Source organism: Nocardioides sp. Root240 (assembly GCF_001428825.1).
Classification (GTDB): domain Bacteria; phylum Actinomycetota; class Actinomycetes; order Propionibacteriales; family Nocardioidaceae; genus Nocardioides.
Window position 1 is genome coordinate 199665 of sequence record NZ_LMIT01000015.1, and the last position, 16738, is coordinate 216402.

The following is a 16738-nucleotide window of genomic DNA, read 5'->3' on the forward strand; positions in this document are numbered from 1 at the left end:
CGGACCTTGGATGGCTGAGGGGATCGAGCAGGAGGAGCAGCGCGGGACAGGCATCGACTGGCCCGCGACCTTCGCGGGTGCGGGCGCCGCCGTCACCGTCGCGCTGCTGCTGTCGACCCTCGGCGCCGCCGGCACCCTGATCGGCGCCGCGCTCGGCAGCGTGGTCGCGACCGTCAGCACCGCCCTCTACAAGCAGGGCATCGAGTCCAGCCGGCGCCGGGTCGCCGAGGTGCAGGCCGCCGCACTCCAGCGCGAGGCCGCCCGGGGGCACCGCCACGTCGAGGCGACCGAGGTCGAGGGGGTCGGCGACGACGCGGCGCCGGATCCCGTCGCCGCGCCCGGCAACCGCTGGGCGGCGCTGCCGTGGCGGCGCCTCGCCCTCCTGGCCGCCGTCGTCTTCGTGATCGCGCTCGTCGCGATCAGCCTCATCGAGCTGCTCGCCGGCAAGAGCGTCTCGTCGATCACCGGCGGCACCGACGGCAAGGACCGGACGTCGATCGGCGGCGTCCTCGGCGGCGACACCGACGACTCCGACAAGCCCCGGCGGACCCCGACGACCGACACCGCGACCCCGACGCCGACGGAGTCCGTCAGCCCGACGGAGCCGACCACCGCACCCACGTCGGAGGCCACCCCCACCGAGTCCGGTACGCCGACCGGGACTCCGTCCGTCACCGACACGGCGACGCCGACGGAGGAACAAACCGCTACCGAGACGCCCGGGCCGTCTGACAACGTGACGCCATGACGTCGTTCATCTCCCACACCACGGTCGACTGCGCCAACGCCTACGAGCTCTCCGAGTGGTGGAAGCCCGTGCTCGGCTACGTCGACATCGACGGCGACCCCAACCTGCCCGGCCACGTCGAGTGCATGATCCGCGACCCCCACACCGGCCACCAGGTCCTCTTCATCGAGGTCCCGGAGGCCAAGTCGGTCAAGAACCGCGTGCACTTCGACCTCCGCCCGCGCGAGCGCACGCGCGACGAGGAGATCGCCTGGCTGCTGGAGTACGGGGCCACCGAGGTCGCCGACCACCGCGGCATCCACGGGCCCGGCAGCGGCTGGGTCACCTTCGCCGACCCCGAGGGCAACGAGTTCTGCGTGGTCCGCTCGATCGCCGAGCTCGAGGCGTAGTCCCGCCGTCGTCAGAACACGTTGAGCGGGCGGAACTGCACCGAGATCCGCGGCCCGGCCGACGCGACCTTCGGCACCGCGTGCTCCCACGTGCGCTGGCACGAGCCGCCCATCACGACCAGGTCGCCGTGGCCCATCTCGACGGCGAAGGCCTCCGCGCGCCGCTCGGGGTCCCGCGGGCGCAGGTGCAGCCGGCGCGGGTCGCCGAGCGAGACGATCGCGACCATGGTGTCGTGGGTCGAGCCGCGGCCGATGGTGTCGCCGTGCCACGCGACGCTGTCGCGCCCGTCGCGGTAGTAGCAGCAGCCGGCCGTGCGGAAGGGCTCGCCGAGCTCGTCGGCGTACCGGGTGGAGAGCTCGTCACGAGCCGCGGCCAGCCGGGGGTGGGGCAGCTCCTCGCCGATCATGTAGGTGTAGACGAGTCGCGGCACCTCGACCACGCGGTCGTACATCGCCCGTCGCTCCGCCCGCCAGGGCACGTCGCGCACGAGCGTGGCGAACACGTCGTCGGCGTCCGGCAACCAGTTGCGTGCGACGTCGACCCAGGCGCCGCCGCTCAGGGGGCGTCGCTCGACCGGCGCGTGGTCGGTGGCGGGGGCGTCGAACAGGCTGCTCTGGAAGTCGACCGACATGGACTCAGCCTACGCCGCCTTCGAACAGGTGTTCGCATCGTTTTAGAGGTGTCGCGGACGTGCAAATGTTTCGTCATTCGCGGGACGGCCGGTCCTGCGCGTCCCTAGCCTCACCTCGTGGCAGCAGTTCGGAGCAGTACGACGGGGCGGTCGCTGAAGCACGTGGCCATCCGGGAGTACGTGCGGGACCTGGTCCGCGACCGTGCCCCCGGGACGCCGGCCCCGTCCGAGCGTGAGCTCGTCGACCGGTTCGGTGTCGCCCGGATGACGGTGCGCCAGGCGCTCGACGCCCTGGTGGGCGAGGGGGTGCTCGAGCGGCACCCGGGACGCGGCACGTTCGTGGCCGGTCCTCGTCGTAGCGCGACCGGGGTCGTGGGCTTCACCGAGGACATGGCCCTGCGTGGACGCGCCGTGGAGACCCGCACGCTGCTGGCGGAGGTCGTGCCCGCGGGGGAGCAGCTCGCGGGCGTGTTCCGCGTCCGGCCGGACGAGCTGCTGGTGCGCTGGGTCCGGCTGCGCCTCGGTGACGGCCGCCCGGTCTGCCTGTCCGACACCTACCTGCCCGAGGCGCTCGTCCCCGACCTCGCGGCGCACCTCCCCGCCAGCCTGTACGACGAGCTGGCGGCCCGCGGCCACCGGCCCACCTGGGCCGAGGACACCGTCACGGCGGCCCCGGCGTCGGACGACGAGGCGTCGCTGCTCGAGATCGCGCCCGGGTCGCCGGCCCTGCGGCTGACCCGCCGCGCGCTGTGGGACGAGACCGTCGTCGAGCTGACCCGGTCGGTGCTGCGCGGCGAGGACCACGTGCTGCACCTGCAGTTCCGCGGCTGACGGGTCAGAGCGGCGCGAGACCGCCCAGCGGGGCGACGGTCGCGCCCGACTCCTCGCAGACCCACTGCGGGTCCGGGCCCCCGAGGTCAGGGTCGACGTGAAGCGCGTGCACCGGCCCGTCCTCGCACAGCGCGCACACCGGCCAGAGGCCGTCGCGCTGGTCGCGACCGAACAGGTCCGCCAGCGCGTCCTGCAGGTCCTGGGCGATCAGGCCGGCGATGTACGGCGCCCCCTCGGCCCACTGCTCGAGCCACCAGCGGCGCTCGGCGCAGGCCTCCTCCAGCAGGTTCACCGATGCCGGTGTGGCGAGTGCGCGGGCGCCCAGGTCGGCCAGCACCTGCGCTCGGGCCACGAAGATCACGCTGTCGTCCACAGGCCCATTGTGCGGGGGTTTGCCAACCGGACGGTCCCGGGCAGACGGCGGCGCATGACCGACGACACCGCCATCACCTCCTGGGCCGGCCTGGCCGCGCTCGACTTCGCCATGGGCCACCTGGCCGACGACCTGCGGGCGACCACGGACCACGCCCGGCAGTGGGTGTGCCAGCGCGACGGCTTCGAGCCGAGCCCGGTCTGCCTGCTCCGACCACTCGCCGCGCTGATGGACGTGCTGGCCGACGGCTTCCTCGCCCTCGAGGAGCGGGCGCTGGCCGACTGGGCGTCGTTGCGGGCAGGGCTGGGGCAGTTCTCCGACGAGCTGCAGCACCTCGATGACGCCGTGGCGGACGCCTTCGGGGCGGTGGCGTGATGGCGCTGCCCGTGCCGGCCCTCGGCGCCGAGGTGCTGCGCCACGATGCGGAGTTCCGCGCGCTCGACGCGACCTTCGGCGAGCTTCGCGACGTGGTCAACCGCGGTGTCGACGCGCTCTGCGCGCTGGGCATCGACCTGCCCCGGCTTCCTGAGGGCAGTCTCGACGAGCTGCTCGTGCTGCCGTTGACCGGCGACCACCGGCGGATCCGGCAGAACGCCGAGGCGGTGCGTCAGGTCGCGGACGCGCTCGGCGACTACGCCCGATCGACCGCGGGGCTGGCGGTGGCGGTCGACCCCCGGTGGAGCGGTGCGGCCGCGGCGTCGTACCTGGTGCGGGTGGGGCGGCACGCCGCCGTCGCGCAGGGCTGCGCGGAGCTGGTGCGGGCGGTGGCGCCGGCGTTCGAGGAGGTGGCCGAGGGCAGCGAGCGGATCGCGGTCGAGGTCGAGGAGCTCGTCGTCGAGCTCGTCGAGAAGGCTCGCCGGCTCGCGACGCGCCTGCTCGCGCGGGTGTCCGGTCCGCTCGGGTGGGGGGTGCTCGCCGCCGACGTCGCGCTGCACGGCATCGACGCCGTCACCGACCTGGTCGACGACGTCCGACGCCTCGTCGCGATCATCGAGCGGCTGACGGCGATGCAGGGCGAGGTCGAGGCCTGGGTCGAGGAGCAGCGCGCCCGGCTGGAGGCGCTGCGCGAGGTCGCCGACGTCGCCCGGGGGCTCGCCGCGTGAGGCCGGCCTAGGCCGAGACCGAGGCCGCCAGCGACTCGAGCTCCCGGGCCAGGTTCGCCCGCGCGGGCGCCTCCCAGGTCGCGATGCCGTGGGCGGTGTGGAAGAGCTGCGGCTTCTCGGCGAGCTGGCGCAGCACGTCGGCGCGGCCGGCCGAGAACACGTCGTCGGGCAGGTGCGCGTACTCCTTGCGCACGGCCGCGACGTACTCCTCGTAGCGCCCCGCCGGCGCCGCGAGGATCGAGAGGTCCGCGTCGGTCAGTGCGCAGCCGTTGGCGTCGCCCGGCTCCGGACGGTGCTGCTCGGTGAGCCGGACCAGCCGGACCACCTCGGCGAGGGTCACGTCGTCGACGTGGGGCGCGAGCGCCTCCTCCGCCCACGAGGCCGAGCGCTCCTCGGCGTCCCGCTCGCCGTCGTAGACGGCGTCGTGGAACCAGGCCGCCAGCTGCACCGGCACCCGGTCGTAGGCCGTGCCGGCGGCCGCCAGCTCGTCGAGCCGCGCGAGCACGTCGCGCAGGTGGCCGACGCCGTGGTGGCCGCGGGTGGGCTCGGCGTACGCCGCCAGCACCTCCGCGCGCAGCGGGTCGGCGCCGGTCAGCGGCCAGGGCAGGTCGAGATGGTCGTCCTCCATCAGGACATTCAAACCGACCGCCCCGGCCGCTGTCACCGGGCCCCCGGGTTTCGGGGGCTCAGTCACCCTTCACATTGACGATCGGGCGCAGCACGTGCCGGACCTCGGCGAGGTCTGCCGCGTCGGCCATCACCCGGTCGATGTCCTTGTGGGCCGCCGGGATCTCGTCGATCAACGCGTCCGTGTCGCGGTACTGATCCCCGCCATCGCCTCCCGCAGCTGCTCGCGGGTGAAGCTCTGGCGGGCCTTCGTGCGCGAGTACTCACGCCCCGCGCCGTGCGGCGCGGAGTCGAGGGCAACCCGGTTGCCGAGCCCGCTGACGACGTACGACGCCGTGCCCATCGCCCCCGGGACCAGGCCCGGCCGTCGGGGTCGTATCGCAGGATTTCCGGTCTCCCTGTCTCGGGAGTTTCACCGGCCGGCCGGTGTTTCTCCCGTGCTTGGACGACGAAACTCACGCCTGGACGAGGAAACTTCGTCGTCCAAGCGTGAGTTTCACCGGCCGGCCGGTGAAACTCACCTCGGCGCCAGTTCAGACCACCGGCACGTTGGCGAGCGCCTCCGCGAGCGCGGCGTCCGACAGCGGGTCGTCCTCGAGGTTCCCGGAGAGGTACGTCGCGTACGCACCCAGCTCGAGCAGGCCGTGCCCGCTCAGCCCGACGACGATCACGGGCGAGGCGCCGGTCTCGGCGGCGGCCAGTGCCTCGCGTCGTACCTGGGCGAGGGCGTGGGACGACTCGGGCGCCGGGACGATGCCCTGCGTGCGCGCGAACTCGACGGCTGCGTCGAAGCACTCGTTCTGGTGCAGCGCCACCGCGTCGATGTGGCCCTGGTCGGCGGCGTGCGAGACCAGCGGAGCCATGCCGTGGTAGCGCAGGCCGCCGGCGTGGATGGGCGACGGGACGAAGTCGTGGCCCAGGGTGTGCATCTTCATCAGCGGGGTGAGGCCGGCGGTGTCGCCGAAGTCGTAGCGGTACTCGCCACGCGTGATCGTGGGGCACGAGCTCGGCTCGACCGCGAGGATGCGCGGCGACTGGTTGCCGGCGAGCTTCTCCCGCAGGAACGGGAAGGCCAGCCCGGCGAAGTTCGAGCCGCCGCCCGCGCACCCGACGACGAGGTCGGCACCGGTCTCGCCGGCCTTGGCGAGCTGGCGCAGCGCCTCCTCGCCGATGACCGTCTGGTGGAGCAGCACGTGGTTGAGAACCGAGCCGAGGGCGTACTTGGCGCCCGGGTCCTGTGCCGCGACCTCGACCGCCTCGGAGATCGCGATGCCGAGCGAGCCCGGGTGGTCCTCCGCGAACGCCTTGCCCGACTCGGTGAGCCGGCTGGGGGAGCGGTGGACCTTGCCGCCGAACACCTCGATCAGCGTGCGCCGCTGCGGCTTGGTGTCGTACGACGCCCCGACCTGCCAGACCTCGCACTCGACGCCGAACAGCGCGGCGGCGTACGACAGCGCGGTGCCCCACTGGCCGGCGCCGGTCTCGGTCGTGAGCCGGGTGATCCCGTTGATGCTGTTGTAGTAGACCTGCGGCACCGCGGTGTTGACCTTGTGCGAGCCGGCGGGGGAGACGCCCTCGTACTTGTAGTAGATCCGCGCGCTGGTGCCGAGCTTCTGCTCCCAGCGGCGGGCCCGGTAGAGGGGTGAGGGCCGGTACTGGCGGTAGACGTCGAGGACGGGCTCGGGGATCGCGACGTACCGCTCGCCGGTGACCTCCTGCGCGATCAGCTCCGGCGGGAACAGCGGCGCCAGGTCGTCGGGTCCGACCGGCTCCCGGGTGCCCGGGTGCAGCGGCGGGGGCGGCGGCACCGGCAGGTCGGCCACGATGTTGTACCAGTGGGTCGGCTGCTCGTCCGGGTCGAGGGTGTACGTCACCTGGTCGCTCATCGGGGGCCTCTCGGTGGGGGGCGGGGGGACTTCGGATCCTAGGATCGGACGATGATCTCGGGATCCCCTCGCCGCCTCGCGTTCCACATCGTGGTTGTCCTGGCGGCAGCCCTCGTCCTCTGGACCGGCGATCCGGACCGGCTCATGACCGTCCTGGCCGGCGTCGTCATCGCCTTCAACCTGGTCGGCGTCGTCCGGGAGCTGCTCCCGAGGTCGAACCCGGCGGCGGACTAGGGCAGGATTCGACTCGTGAGTGCTGACGACGCCCGGGCCGAGCTCCACCGACTCCGGTCGAGCATCGACAACCTCGACGCCGCCCTCGTGCACCTGCTGGCCGAGCGCTTCAAGTGCACCGAGCAGGTCGGCCGACTCAAGGCGAGCGCGGGCATGCCGCCCGCCGACCCGGCCCGCGAGGCCGTGCAGATCGCCCGGCTGCGCTCGATGGCGGAGAGCTCCGGCCTCGACCCGCACTTCGCGGAGTCGATCCTCAACGTGATCATCGCGGAGGTCATCCGCAACCACGAGCAGTTCGCCGAGGACGCCGAGGACACCGGCGCCTGAGACCGGAACTCGCTCGCCCACGCCTCCTTCCGGTGGTAGCAAAGGAGGGGTGAACCCCACTCCCGACGGCACCGAGGTCCTTCGTCGGTTCTTCTCGACGGAGGGCCGCCTGGTCGACATGCCCACCCGACGCGCGAAGCGGCTGGTGGTGCTGGACCACGTCGCGCAGCGCTTCGAGCCGGGCCGTCGCTACGGCTGGCGCGAGGTCGACGAGGTGCTGCACGAGGTCCACGACGACCATGCGGCGCTGCGCCGCTACCTCGTCGACGAGGGCTTCCTGACCCGCGAGGACGACGTCTACTGGCGCAGCGGGGGAACGGTCGACCTCTGACGCCGGGGGTTCCCCGGTTCGCCGTCGGCGAACGCCGGAACATCCCCAACCCGGAATGCATTGGAAGGTTCATGACGAACCCGATCAACCTCCCCGTGCTCTTCCTCTCCGATGTGGTGGTGCTCCCCGGGATGGTGGTGCGGGTCGAGCTCGACGAGCCCGCCCGAGCCGCCATCGACGCCGCCCAGCTGGCCTCCCGCGAGAGCGGCGAGGCGACCCGTGTCCTGGTCGCTCCCCGTCTCGAGGACCGCTACGCGTCGTACGGCGTCGTGGCCACCGTCGAGAAGGTCGGCCGCTTCGCCGGCGGCGAGCCCGCTGCCGTGCTCAAGGCGGGCGGCCGCGCCCGCATCGGCAGCGGCGTCACCGGTCCCGGCGCGGCGCTGTGGGTCGAGGTCGAGGAGGCCGACGCCGGCCCGATCGACGACGACGTGCAGGCCCTGGCCGACGAGTACCGCCAGCTGGTGGTGGGCCTGCTGCAGCGTCGTGAGGCGTGGCAGGTCGCCGATCAGGTGGCCCGGATCGAGGACCCGGCGACGCTGGCCGACACGGCCGGCTACGCGCCCTACCTCTCCGACGACCGCAAGCGTCAGCTGCTCGAGACCCCCGAGGTCCGTGAGCGGCTGCGGCTGCTGGTCGAGTGGACCCGCGACCACGTCGCGGAGTCCGAGGTCAGTGACAAGATCGACGCCGACGTGCGCGAGTCGCTGGAGAAGAACCAGCGTGAGTTCCTGCTGCGCCAGCAGCTCGCCGCGATCCGCAAGGAGCTCGGTGAGGGCGACGCGGAGGGCGGCGACGACTACCGCGCCCGCGTGGAGGCGGCCGACGTCCCCGACGCCGTCCGCGAGGCAATGCTCCGCGAGGTCGACAAGCTGGAGCGCGCCAGCGACCAGAACCCCGAGGCGGGCTGGATCTGCACCTGGCTCGACACCGTGCTCGACCTGCCCTGGTCCGTGCGCACGGAGGACGACACCGACATCGCCGCCGCGCGCGCGGTGCTCGACGCCGACCACCACGGTCTGGACGAGGTCAAGGACCGGATCACGGAGTACCTCGCCGTCCGGGCTCGCCGTGCGGAGCGGGGGCTCGAGGTCGTCGGCGGTCGCGGCTCGGGTGCCGTCGTACTGCTGGCGGGGCCTCCGGGGGTCGGCAAGACCTCGCTCGGCGAGTCCGTCGCGACGGCCCTCGGGCGCAAGTTCGTCCGGGTCGCGCTCGGCGGCGTCCGCGACGAGGCCGAGATCCGCGGCCACCGGCGGACCTACGTCGGCGCGCTGCCCGGCCGCGTCGTGCGGGCCATCAAGGAGGCCGGCTCGATGAACCCGGTCGTGCTGCTCGACGAGGTCGACAAGGTCGGCTCCGACTACCGCGGGGACCCGGCCGCGGCGCTGCTCGAGGTCCTGGACCCCGCGCAGAACCACACCTTCCGCGACCACTACCTCGAGCTCGACCTCGACCTGTCCGACGTGCTGTTCATCGCGACGGCCAACGACATCGGCTCGATCCCGGCCGCGCTGCTGGACCGCATGGAGCTGGTCTCCCTCGACGGCTACACCGAGGAGGACAAGGTCGCGATCGCCCGCGACTTCCTGGTCCCGCGCCAGCTCGAGCGGGCCGCGCTGACCGCCGACGAGGTGACCATCTCGGACGAGGCGCTGCGCGAGATCGCCGCGAACTACACCCGCGAGGCCGGCGTCCGCCAGGTCGAGCGGCTGCTCGCCAAGGCGTTCCGCAAGGCGACCGCCCGGCTCGCGTCGGGCTCGGTCTCGAGGGTCGACATCGACGTCGCGTCGTTGAAGGACCTGATCGGACGCCCGCGGTTCACCCCGGACCTCGAGGAGCGCACGTCGGTCCCCGGCGTCGCGACCGGCCTCGCCGTGACCGGCATGGGCGGCGACGTGCTGTACGTCGAGACGTCGGTCGCCGAGGGCAAGGCGGACCTGACGGTGACCGGTCAGCTCGGTGACGTGATGAAGGAGTCGGCGAGGATCGCGCTCTCCTGGGTGCGCTCCCACGCGGCGGAGCTGGGCATCCCGGCCTCGGCCTTCGAGCAGTCGATCCACGTGCACTTCCCGGCCGGCGCCGTACCCAAGGACGGGCCGTCGGCAGGCGTCACGATGGTGACCGCGCTGGTGTCCTTGCTGACCGGGCGCCCAGTGCGCTCGGACATCGCGATGACCGGCGAGGTCACCCTGTCCGGGCGGGTGCTGCCGATCGGCGGCGTGAAGCAGAAGCTGCTCGCCGCCCAGCGGGCGGGCGTCGCCGAGGTGTTCATCCCCGAGCGCAACCGTCCCGATCTGGACGACGTGCCTGCCGAGATCCTGGAGGCGCTGACCATCACCCCGGTCGGTGCGGTGACCGAGATCCTGGAGCGTGCGCTGGTGGTGGCGCAGGAGGGCGCGACGGCCGCGGCCTGACGTTCTCCACAGGCTGGAGGTCCGTGTTCGACGATCCCGCGGAGTCCGCGGATGATCGGCGGCACGGACCTTCAGTCATCTCGGGAAGTGAGGCACGATGGTGAGCATGGCCGCGGTGGAGATGTTGACGCGCGAGGACCTCGACGCGATGCCGGACGACGGCAACCGCTACGAGCTCATCGAGGGTGAGATCGTCGTGTCACCGTCGCCCCGCTCGCGGCACCAACTCGCCGTCACGCGCCTGATCGTGCTGCTCGATACCGGTGCACCGAGGACCTTCGCGTCTCGCAGGCGCCGTTCGACGTGGTGCTGGGCGAGTTCGACGTCGTACAGCCCGACGTGCTGGTCCTGGATCCGCAAGGGCTCGATGACCGCGGCCTCAACACGGCGCCGCTCCTTGCGGTCGAGGTGCTCTCGCCGACCACCCGCCGCCGCGACCTGACGGTCAAGAAGCGCCTCTACGAGCAGGCGGGGGTGTCGGCCTACTGGGTGGTCGACGCGGAGACCGAGGGGCTCGCGCTGACGGCCTGGGAGCTGCGCGACGGACGCTACGAGGTCGTCGCGTCGATCGCGGGCGACGAGGAGTGGACGGCGACGGTGCCCTTCGAGGTCACCGTCGTCCCGTCACGCCTGGTCCGCTGACGGCGCACCGAGGTCGTCGGCATCGACGATCCGGTACGCGTAGCCCTGCTCGGCCAGGAACCGCTGCCGGTTCTGCGCGAACTCCGCGTCGACGGTGTCGCGCGACACGATCGTGTAGAAGTGCGCGATCTTCCGCTCCCCGTCGGGGCCCGGCTCACCCGGCCGGAGCAGCCGCCCGAGGCGCTGGGCCTCCTCCTGCCGGGAGCCGAACGAGCCGGACACCTGGATCGCCACCTCGGCCGACGGCAGGTCGATCGAGAAGTTCGCGACCTTCGAGACGACCAGCAGGCCGATCTCGCCGGACCGGAAGCCGTTGAACAGCCGCTGCCGCTCCTTGACCGGGGTCTGTCCGGTGATCATCGGGGCGTCGAGGGCCTCGGCGAGCTCGTCGAGCTGCTCGAGGTACTGGCCGATCACCAGGGTCGGCTGGCCGGCGTGTCGCGTCACCAGGTCGCGCACGACCTTGACCTTCTCGGGGGTGCAGGCGGCGAGCCGGTAACGCTCCTCGGGTTCGGACGTCGCGTACGCCATCCGGGAGGCGTCGGGCAGCGAGACCCGCACCTCGATGCAGTCGGCCGGCGCGATCCAGCCCTGGGCCTCGATGTCCTTCCACGGGGCGTCGTACCGCTTCGGGCCGATGAGCGAGAACACGTCGCCCTCGCGGCCGTCCTCGCGGACGAGGGTCGCGGTGAGGCCGAGGCGGCGCCGGGCCTGCAGGTCGGCCGTCATCCGGAAGATCGGCGCGGGCAGCAGGTGCACCTCGTCGTAGACGATGAGGCCCCAGTCGCGGGCGTCGAACAGCTCGAGGTGCGGGTAGACGCCCTTCCGCTTCGTCGTCACCACCTGGTAGGTCGCGATGGTGACGGGGCGGATCTCCTTGACCGTGCCGGAGTACTCGCCGATCTCGTCCTCCGTCAGGGAGGTACGACGCAGGAGCTCGTCCTTCCACTGCCGGGCGCTCACGGTGTTGGTCACCAGGATCAGGGTGGTCGCGCGGGCCTCGGCCATCGCGGCGGCACCGACGATCGTCTTGCCCGCGCCGCAGGGGAGGACGACGACGCCGGACCCGCCGTGCCAGAAGGACTCGGCCGCCTCGGCCTGGTAGGTCCGCAGGGTCCAGCCGTCCTCGGCCAGCTCGATCGGGTGGGCCTCGCCGTCGACGTACCCGGCGTAGTCCTCGGCCGGCCAGCCGATCTTCAGCAGCGCCTGCTTGAGGTTGCCGCGCTCGGACGGGTGGACGGCGACGGTGTCGTCGTCGAGCCGGTTGCCGAGCATGCCCGCGACCTTCTTGGCCCGCAGGACCTCCTCCAGCACCGGCCGGTCGTTCGACGCCAGCACGAGACCGTGGGTCGGGTGCTTCTCCAGCCGCAGCCGGCCGTAGCGCGACATCGTCTCGGCGACGTCGACCAGCAGCGCGTGCGGCACCGGGTAGCGCGAGTAGCTCAGCAGCGTGTCGACGACCTGCTCGGCATCGTGGCCGGCCGCGCGCGCGTTCCACAGCCCCAACGGCGTCAGCCGGTAGGTGTGGATGTGCTCGGGGGAGCGCTCGAGCTCCGCGAACGGAGCGATCGCCTTGCGGCACTCGGCCGCCTGCTCGTGGTCGACCTCCAGGAGCAGCGACTTGTCCGACTGCACGATCAGGGGTCCGTCACTCACCGGACAAGCCTACGGAACGGGGTTGAATGACCTTCCATGGAGGACGGGCGGGATCCGCGCTGGTGGCAGTTCTGGCGCCGCGCATTCTGGACCCGCCCCGCCTTCCTTCTCGTGCCGGCGCTGGTCGGCGCGCTGGCGGTCCCGGCCCTGGCGTACGACGAGTACCTCTCCCTGCGCGCCGACGGCCGCCTCGACCACGGCTGCTGCCTCGAGGAGGTGACCGGCGTGCTCGACGACGACTACGACCGGCGCGACTTCGGTCAGGACTTCACCGTGGTCGTCGACGACGGGACCGAGCACGGCCGACACCTCGACATCGACGTCACCTTCCGCGCTTCGCTCCGTCTCGACGACTTCGAGGGCCGTGAGGTGACCGCCTACCTCGCCGACGACGTCGTCGGCCAGGCTCGCGTGGTGGCGGTGCGGACCCCCGACGGAGAGCTGGTCCGGGCGTGGGGCAGCGGGGGCCGGGGCGTCCTGCTGACCCTGTCGTACGTCGGGTTCGGGCTTGCGTTCGGCGCAGGAATGCTCGGGTTCGCCGTGCGGAAGGCCGCCGCGCTCCGGCAGGCGGGCCACGCGCGGACGGCGTGGGGAACGTGGTGGGCCGTCGGAGACGTCAGGTTCGATCCGGTCCAGCTCGTCCCGGCGGCCCTCATCCTGAACTCCTCCGCGATTCTCATCGGCCTGGCCTTCGGGGTTCCCTGGTGGTTGCTGTTCGGTATGCCACTCCTGGCCGCCGTCGCTCTCCTGGTGCGCGCGCGGCGGAGCGGGGGCGGGCGACACGCTAGGCAGAGCCGACCGGGACCACCCGCGTGATCCGGTGCACGGCGTACCGGCGCTCGGCGTCCGGGTCGTCGGCCTCGGCGTCGGTGTCGCGTGCGGTGAGCTGACCGCCCTCGACGACCAGCGGCTGGACGGACCGCTCGGAGACCACGCCCTGGTTGTCGGTGAACCCGATCAGGACCGCGCCGCGGCGCTCGATCGCGTCCCGCAGCGCCGACAGCACGCCGCCGCCGGGGGCCGAGGCCGACGCGGGGCGGGAGCGGGCGTCCTCGTCGCCCTGGCGGACGGTACGCACGGCCGTGGCGATGTGCGCCGCCTGGCGGGCCGCCGACCGCGCGGCGTCGGTGGTCTCGCGGGTCCGCGGGGTCCGGGCGCGCAGGCCCTCGGTGGCGCCCACGCGGACGACGCCGTCGGGCCCCTCCACGACCGGTGCCGTGCCGAGCTCGCGGAGGCGGGCGAGCAGCAGGTCGAGGGGGAGCGAGGAGACCAGCACGGTCGGCGCCAGGCGCTGCAGGCCGAGCCCCGCCGAGCGGGGGTGGTTGACCAGCTCGGCCAGGGCGACCTCGTCCTCGGACCGGATGAAGGAGGTCGCCGCACCGACCCGCAGCCGGCCGAAGCTGCGGGCCACGTCGTCGACGAGGTAGGTCAGCGGCTGGGGGACCGGCGTGCGGGAGGCAGCGAGCACGAAGGCGTGCACCTCGGCGGTGGTCCAGCCCGAGTCGAGTGCTCGTCGTACCGACGCGGGGGTGAAGCGGTAGACCGTCGCCGCGCCCTGCGACTCGACGTCGGCGACCTGCTGCAGCCGCCGGGCGAGGTCGGGCTCGAGCGGGCCGGGAGCCACGGCGGTCAGGTCGGCCTGGATCAGCACGTGGTCGACGGGCGGCGGCAGCAGCGCTGCCAGCACCGGGGCAGGGTCCTCACCCCTCGCCAGCGCCCGGCCGTACGGCGAGAGCACGTCGGCCCCGGTCAGGCCGAGCACGGCGGCCTCGGCGACCGCCCAGGCCACCAGGTCCGGGCGGGTGCGGGGCCGGCGGGGCCGCTCCCACGCGATCCGGGCGACGAGGGACGGCAGGCCGGTGCCTGCAGCGAGGCCCTCGCCCTCGGGCAGCCCGGCCAGGACCGCGAGCACCATCGCCTTCGCCTCGGGCATGCCGGACGCGGCCAGCTCGGGGGTCAGCGCGTTCCACGGCTTCTGGTCCGGACCCCGCTCGCCGACCAGCGAGGGCAGCCGTGGGCTCGCCAGCCAGGCCCGGGCCAGCACCGTCCACTGCTCGGCCGGTGGCAGGTCGCGCCAGCGGTCGAACTCGTCGGTCGGCACCCACACCGGGTTGCCGTCGGTGTCGGCGCGGGTGCCGATCAGGCCGGCCTCGGCCGCCACCTCGACGACCAGCGCGGCCTCCGGCTCGGAGACCTGGAGGTGCGCGGCGGTCGCCCGCAATTCGCGGACGCCGAGCCCGGTCGTGCGCAGCGCTGCTGCCGGCCGGGTACCCCACCACTCGAGCAGCTGCCCCGTCCGTCGTACGACGTCGGTGGCGGCGCCCACGGCTGCGCTCCCCGTAAGGCGGGCCGAGCGGGGTTCCGCTGCGACGACGGGTGCGACGTCCACGGGCGCGGTCGTCGTCCGGCCGCCGCGCAGCGCGAGCCCGACCTCACCGGGCACCGCGAGCAGTCCGGGCTGCAGCGAGCCGGCCGGGACGAGCAGGCGGTGGGCGATCAGCAGCTCGGCGGGGGTCTCCGCGTCCTCGGGCCGCAGCCCGATCCGCGCCGCGCCGGACTTGGCCGTGCTGCCGCCGTCGACCACGTGGTCGAGCAGCGCGCGGGCGCCGGACGGTAGTGCCGCGATGACCTCGAGCAGCTCCGCGGCCGGGCGTGGCTGGGCCGAGCGCGGCCGCAGCCCGCTGACCCCCGCCTCCACGCCACCGACCATCGAGTCGCCGACCACGCTCAGCGGGCGGAGTCCCTCGGGGGACTCCCACGCGAGCGCGAGGTCGACCAGCCGTCGTACCGTCGCCACGACGAAGGCGGGGTCCGCGTCGACCAGCGTGACGAGTTCGGATTCGTTGGTTTGGCCCGCGACCACGAGGGCATCAAGCACCGAGAGCTCCCCGCGGGTGAGGCTGTCGAGCGCGCGCGCGATCGAGTTCCTCACCGCAGCACGGGACGCCAGTTGACCGAAGTCGTGAGGGGCAGGGGTGGCCAGGTCCAGACGTTGCGCGAGCAGGCGGCCCAGCCGTTCGTCGGACCACGACCGCAGCTGGTCGGCCAACGACCGGTGCCCGCTCGGTCCGTCTTCCACGGGGGCCAAACTACCGGGGGCCCGCTGCGCATGAACCACCTCCAGCAGGTCGAGCTCCACCACGGTGCCGCCACCGACGTCGGCATGGTCCGCGAGGCCAACGAGGACGCCTACCTCGCCGACCCTCCGGTCTTCGTCGTCGCCGACGGCATGGGCGGGCACGACCGGGGCGACGTCGCCAGCGCGATCGTGATCGAGGAGTTCACCCGCCTCGCCAGCGACGGCTACGACGCCGAGCGCGGTGCCGAGGTCGTCGCCGCCACCCTGCAGGCCGTCCAGGACCGGATCCTCGCCTTCGACGCCGAGCAGCGCGCGGGCGGTGCCGACCTCACCTTCTCCGCTGGTACGACGGCCGTGGTCGCCCTGCTCGTCGACTCCGTGTCCGGGCCGGTCTGGCTGCTCGCCAACGTCGGCGACTCCCGCGCCTACCGGTTCAGCGAGGGCGAGCTCGAGCAGGTCAGCGTCGATCACAGCATGGTCCAGGAGCTCGTCGACGCCGGCCAGATCACCGAGGCCGCCGCCGCGACCCACCCGAACCGCAACGTCATCACCCGCGCCCTCGGCGGATCGGGCCTGGGCGGCGTCAGTGGCGAGGCCGACTACTTCCTGCTGCCCCTGGCCGCGGCGGAGCGACTGCTGCTCTGCTCCGACGGTGTCAGCGGGATGCTGTCGCACGACCAGATCCGTGACCTCCTCGACGCCAACGAGGACCCGCGCGACGCCGCCGAGAAGGTCGTCGCCGCCGCCGTCGCAGCAGGCGGCCACGACAACGCGACGGCCGTCGTGGTCGATGTGGTGGGATTGGTGCACACAGAGCCGTACGACGCCGACGCGCAACGGCTGAGCCTGGAGCAGAAGTTGGGAGCACTGCCGTGAGCGAGAACGCCACCGGCGCGACGGGCGCCTGGTCCTACCGGACGGGCGACTGGTACGCCGTGTTCGGAGCCAGCGCCACCGTGCTGCTGCCCGCGTCGCAGAAGGACCAGGTCGTCGCGCTGTGGGCGCTGGTCGACGGCGGCGCCGCCTTCGACGAGGTGCTCGACGGCCTGCTCGCGTCCGGGCTGAGCCGGCTTCCCGGCTTCGTGCTGGTCAGCACCGACGAGGGCCCGACGCGGGTGCTGCTGCGCGGCGCCGGCGTCACCGCGTCGCTCTCCGCCGACGGCGAGGAGGTCGAGCTCGACGGTGCGGCCAGCCACACGTGGGTGGAGCGCAGCGTCGAGGGCGTGACCGCGCTCGGCATCGCGCTGCCCCCGGTGGACGGTGCCGAGGAGTCCGCCGAGTCCGCCGACCTCCCTGTCGTGACCGGCCTGGTCCGGGTCGGCCGGGTCGACCGACCGGCTGTCCTGCCCGCTGCGCCGGCGGCCGTCGCGGAGCCCGAGCCCATCGCTGAGCCGGTCTCTGGCCCGGTCGCTGAGCCGGTCGTCGCTGAGCCGGTCGTCGCTGAGCCGGTCGTCGCTGAGCCGGTCGTC

19 protein-coding genes and 1 pseudogene are annotated in these 16738 nt (G+C 73.2%); 13 read left to right on the forward strand and 7 right to left on the reverse strand.

Features of this window, described 5'->3' with window-relative positions:
* The first annotated feature begins 10 nt into the window (after nucleotides 1-10).
* Together ASE20_RS22060 and ASE20_RS22065 are read left to right on the forward strand one after the other, a co-directional pair.
* Nucleotides 11-748, forward strand: coding sequence for a hypothetical protein (locus ASE20_RS22060; protein WP_056896736.1), 738 nt, complete (start codon nucleotides 11-13; stop codon nucleotides 746-748).
* A complete protein-coding gene (locus ASE20_RS22065; protein WP_056896737.1) occupies nucleotides 745-1137 on the forward strand; it encodes a VOC family protein in 393 nt (130 codons plus the stop codon). Before ASE20_RS22060 ends, ASE20_RS22065 begins: the two co-directional genes overlap by 4 nt.
* Nucleotides 1138-1148: 11 nt before the next feature.
* Here the strand turns inward: ASE20_RS22065 and ASE20_RS22070 are convergent, their stop codons facing one another.
* Nucleotides 1149-1769 (reverse strand): alpha-ketoglutarate-dependent dioxygenase AlkB, encoded by a 621-nt coding sequence (locus ASE20_RS22070; protein WP_056896738.1) that lies wholly within the window; start codon nucleotides 1767-1769, stop codon nucleotides 1149-1151.
* A 117-nt stretch (nucleotides 1770-1886) separates the two neighbouring features.
* Between ASE20_RS22070 and ASE20_RS22075 the strand changes: the two genes are divergently transcribed.
* A complete protein-coding gene (locus ASE20_RS22075) occupies nucleotides 1887-2600 on the forward strand; it encodes a GntR family transcriptional regulator (protein WP_225868947.1) in 714 nt (237 codons plus the stop codon).
* Nucleotides 2601-2604: 4 nt separating this feature from the next.
* Here the strand turns inward: ASE20_RS22075 and ASE20_RS22080 are convergent, their stop codons facing one another.
* Nucleotides 2605-2973 (reverse strand): hypothetical protein, encoded by a 369-nt coding sequence (locus ASE20_RS22080; RefSeq protein WP_056896739.1) that lies wholly within the window; start codon nucleotides 2971-2973, stop codon nucleotides 2605-2607.
* Between the two features lie 54 nt (nucleotides 2974-3027).
* On the opposite strand from ASE20_RS22080, the gene ASE20_RS22085 reads away from it, so the two are divergent.
* Complete coding sequence (locus ASE20_RS22085) at nucleotides 3028-3348, forward strand: hypothetical protein (protein ID WP_056896740.1); 321 nt, start codon at nucleotides 3028-3030, stop codon at nucleotides 3346-3348.
* Nucleotides 3348-4076, forward strand: coding sequence for a hypothetical protein (locus ASE20_RS22090; protein ID WP_056896741.1), 729 nt, complete (start codon nucleotides 3348-3350; stop codon nucleotides 4074-4076). Before ASE20_RS22085 ends, ASE20_RS22090 begins: the two co-directional genes overlap by 1 nt.
* Before the next feature lie 7 nt (nucleotides 4077-4083).
* Here ASE20_RS22090 and ASE20_RS22095 read toward each other — a convergent pair whose 3' ends face one another.
* The 3 genes and pseudogenes from ASE20_RS22095 to ASE20_RS22100 form a co-directional block, all read right to left on the reverse strand.
* Entirely contained in the window at nucleotides 4084-4704 is a 621-nt protein-coding gene (locus tag ASE20_RS22095) for a hypothetical protein (RefSeq protein ID WP_225868946.1), read from the reverse strand.
* Between the two features lie 58 nt (nucleotides 4705-4762).
* A pseudogene (locus ASE20_RS26105) lies at nucleotides 4763-5046 on the reverse strand (RtcB family protein).
* Between the two features lie 190 nt (nucleotides 5047-5236).
* Nucleotides 5237-6589, reverse strand: coding sequence for a TrpB-like pyridoxal phosphate-dependent enzyme (locus ASE20_RS22100; RefSeq protein WP_056896742.1), 1353 nt, complete (start codon nucleotides 6587-6589; stop codon nucleotides 5237-5239).
* A 51-nt stretch (nucleotides 6590-6640) separates the two neighbouring features.
* Here ASE20_RS22100 and ASE20_RS22105 point away from each other — a divergent pair, with 51 nt between their 5' ends.
* The 5 genes from ASE20_RS22105 (at nucleotide 6641) to ASE20_RS22125 (ending at nucleotide 10534) form a co-directional block, all read left to right on the forward strand.
* Complete coding sequence (locus ASE20_RS22105; protein WP_056896743.1) at nucleotides 6641-6823, forward strand: hypothetical protein; 183 nt, start codon at nucleotides 6641-6643, stop codon at nucleotides 6821-6823.
* Between the two features lie 15 nt (nucleotides 6824-6838).
* A complete protein-coding gene (locus tag ASE20_RS22110) occupies nucleotides 6839-7150 on the forward strand; it encodes a chorismate mutase (protein WP_056896744.1) in 312 nt (103 codons plus the stop codon).
* 49 nt (nucleotides 7151-7199) lie between these two features.
* Nucleotides 7200-7481, forward strand: coding sequence for a DUF2087 domain-containing protein (locus ASE20_RS22115; protein WP_056896745.1), 282 nt, complete (start codon nucleotides 7200-7202; stop codon nucleotides 7479-7481).
* A 71-nt stretch (nucleotides 7482-7552) separates the two neighbouring features.
* Nucleotides 7553-9892 carry an endopeptidase La gene (gene lon / locus ASE20_RS22120; RefSeq protein ID WP_056896746.1) on the forward strand — a complete coding sequence of 780 codons (2340 nt, stop codon included), beginning with the start codon at nucleotides 7553-7555 and terminating at the stop codon, nucleotides 9890-9892.
* A 303-nt stretch (nucleotides 9893-10195) separates the two neighbouring features.
* The gene (locus ASE20_RS22125) at nucleotides 10196-10534 is read left to right on the forward strand and encodes a Uma2 family endonuclease (RefSeq protein ID WP_263969866.1); all 339 of its coding nucleotides are present in this window, start codon (nucleotides 10196-10198) and stop codon (nucleotides 10532-10534) included.
* Here ASE20_RS22125 and ASE20_RS22130 read toward each other — a convergent pair.
* On the reverse strand, nucleotides 10517-12190 hold the full coding sequence (locus ASE20_RS22130; protein WP_056896747.1) for a DNA repair helicase XPB: 1674 nt from the start codon (nucleotides 12188-12190) through the stop codon (nucleotides 10517-10519). The two genes, ASE20_RS22125 and ASE20_RS22130, sit on opposite strands and share 18 nt — an antisense overlap.
* Before the next feature lie 36 nt (nucleotides 12191-12226).
* On the opposite strand from ASE20_RS22130, the gene ASE20_RS22135 reads away from it, so the two are divergent.
* A complete protein-coding gene (locus ASE20_RS22135; protein ID WP_056896748.1) occupies nucleotides 12227-13006 on the forward strand; it encodes a hypothetical protein in 780 nt (259 codons plus the stop codon).
* Here the strand turns inward: ASE20_RS22135 and ASE20_RS22140 are convergent.
* Nucleotides 12975-15269 (reverse strand): helicase-associated domain-containing protein, encoded by a 2295-nt coding sequence (locus ASE20_RS22140; protein ID WP_056896749.1) that lies wholly within the window; start codon nucleotides 15267-15269, stop codon nucleotides 12975-12977. The genes ASE20_RS22135 and ASE20_RS22140 overlap by 32 nt on opposite strands.
* 30 nt (nucleotides 15270-15299) lie before the next feature.
* Here ASE20_RS22140 and ASE20_RS22145 point away from each other — a divergent pair, with 30 nt between their 5' ends.
* Together ASE20_RS22145 and ASE20_RS25085 are read left to right on the forward strand one after the other, a co-directional pair.
* The gene (locus tag ASE20_RS22145) at nucleotides 15300-16145 is read left to right on the forward strand and encodes a PP2C family protein-serine/threonine phosphatase (protein ID WP_056896750.1); all 846 of its coding nucleotides are present in this window, start codon (nucleotides 15300-15302) and stop codon (nucleotides 16143-16145) included.
* Nucleotides 16142-16738, forward strand: a 597-nt coding sequence (locus ASE20_RS25085) for a hypothetical protein (protein ID WP_200952911.1), incomplete at its 3' end; no start/stop codon positions are given. The genes ASE20_RS22145 and ASE20_RS25085, both read left to right, overlap by 4 nt.

What these genes read in the sequence shown, in the direction of transcription:
- ASE20_RS22085 (WP_056896740.1), top strand. Translation starts at nt 3,028, where the DNA reads ATGACCGACGACACCGCCATCACCTCCTGGGCCGGCCTGGCCGCGCTC.
- ASE20_RS22105 (WP_056896743.1), top strand. Translation starts at nt 6,641, where the DNA reads ATGATCTCGGGATCCCCTCGCCGCCTCGCGTTCCACATCGTGGTTGTC.
- lon (WP_056896746.1), top strand. Translation starts at nt 7,553, where the DNA reads ATGACGAACCCGATCAACCTCCCCGTGCTCTTCCTCTCCGATGTGGTG.
- ASE20_RS22135 (WP_056896748.1), top strand. Translation starts at nt 12,227, where the DNA reads ATGGAGGACGGGCGGGATCCGCGCTGGTGGCAGTTCTGGCGCCGCGCA.
- ASE20_RS22100 (WP_056896742.1), bottom strand. Translation starts at nt 6,589, where the DNA reads ATGAGCGACCAGGTGACGTACACCCTCGACCCGGACGAGCAGCCGACC.
- ASE20_RS22060 (WP_056896736.1), top strand. Translation starts at nt 11, where the DNA reads ATGGCTGAGGGGATCGAGCAGGAGGAGCAGCGCGGGACAGGCATCGAC.
- ASE20_RS22070 (WP_056896738.1), bottom strand. Translation starts at nt 1,769, where the DNA reads ATGTCGGTCGACTTCCAGAGCAGCCTGTTCGACGCCCCCGCCACCGAC.
- ASE20_RS22090 (WP_056896741.1), top strand. Translation starts at nt 3,348, where the DNA reads ATGGCGCTGCCCGTGCCGGCCCTCGGCGCCGAGGTGCTGCGCCACGAT.
- ASE20_RS22145 (WP_056896750.1), top strand. Translation starts at nt 15,300, where the DNA reads ATGAACCACCTCCAGCAGGTCGAGCTCCACCACGGTGCCGCCACCGAC.
- ASE20_RS22065 (WP_056896737.1), top strand. Translation starts at nt 745, where the DNA reads ATGACGTCGTTCATCTCCCACACCACGGTCGACTGCGCCAACGCCTAC.
- ASE20_RS22095 (WP_225868946.1), bottom strand. Translation starts at nt 4,704, where the DNA reads ATGGAGGACGACCATCTCGACCTGCCCTGGCCGCTGACCGGCGCCGAC.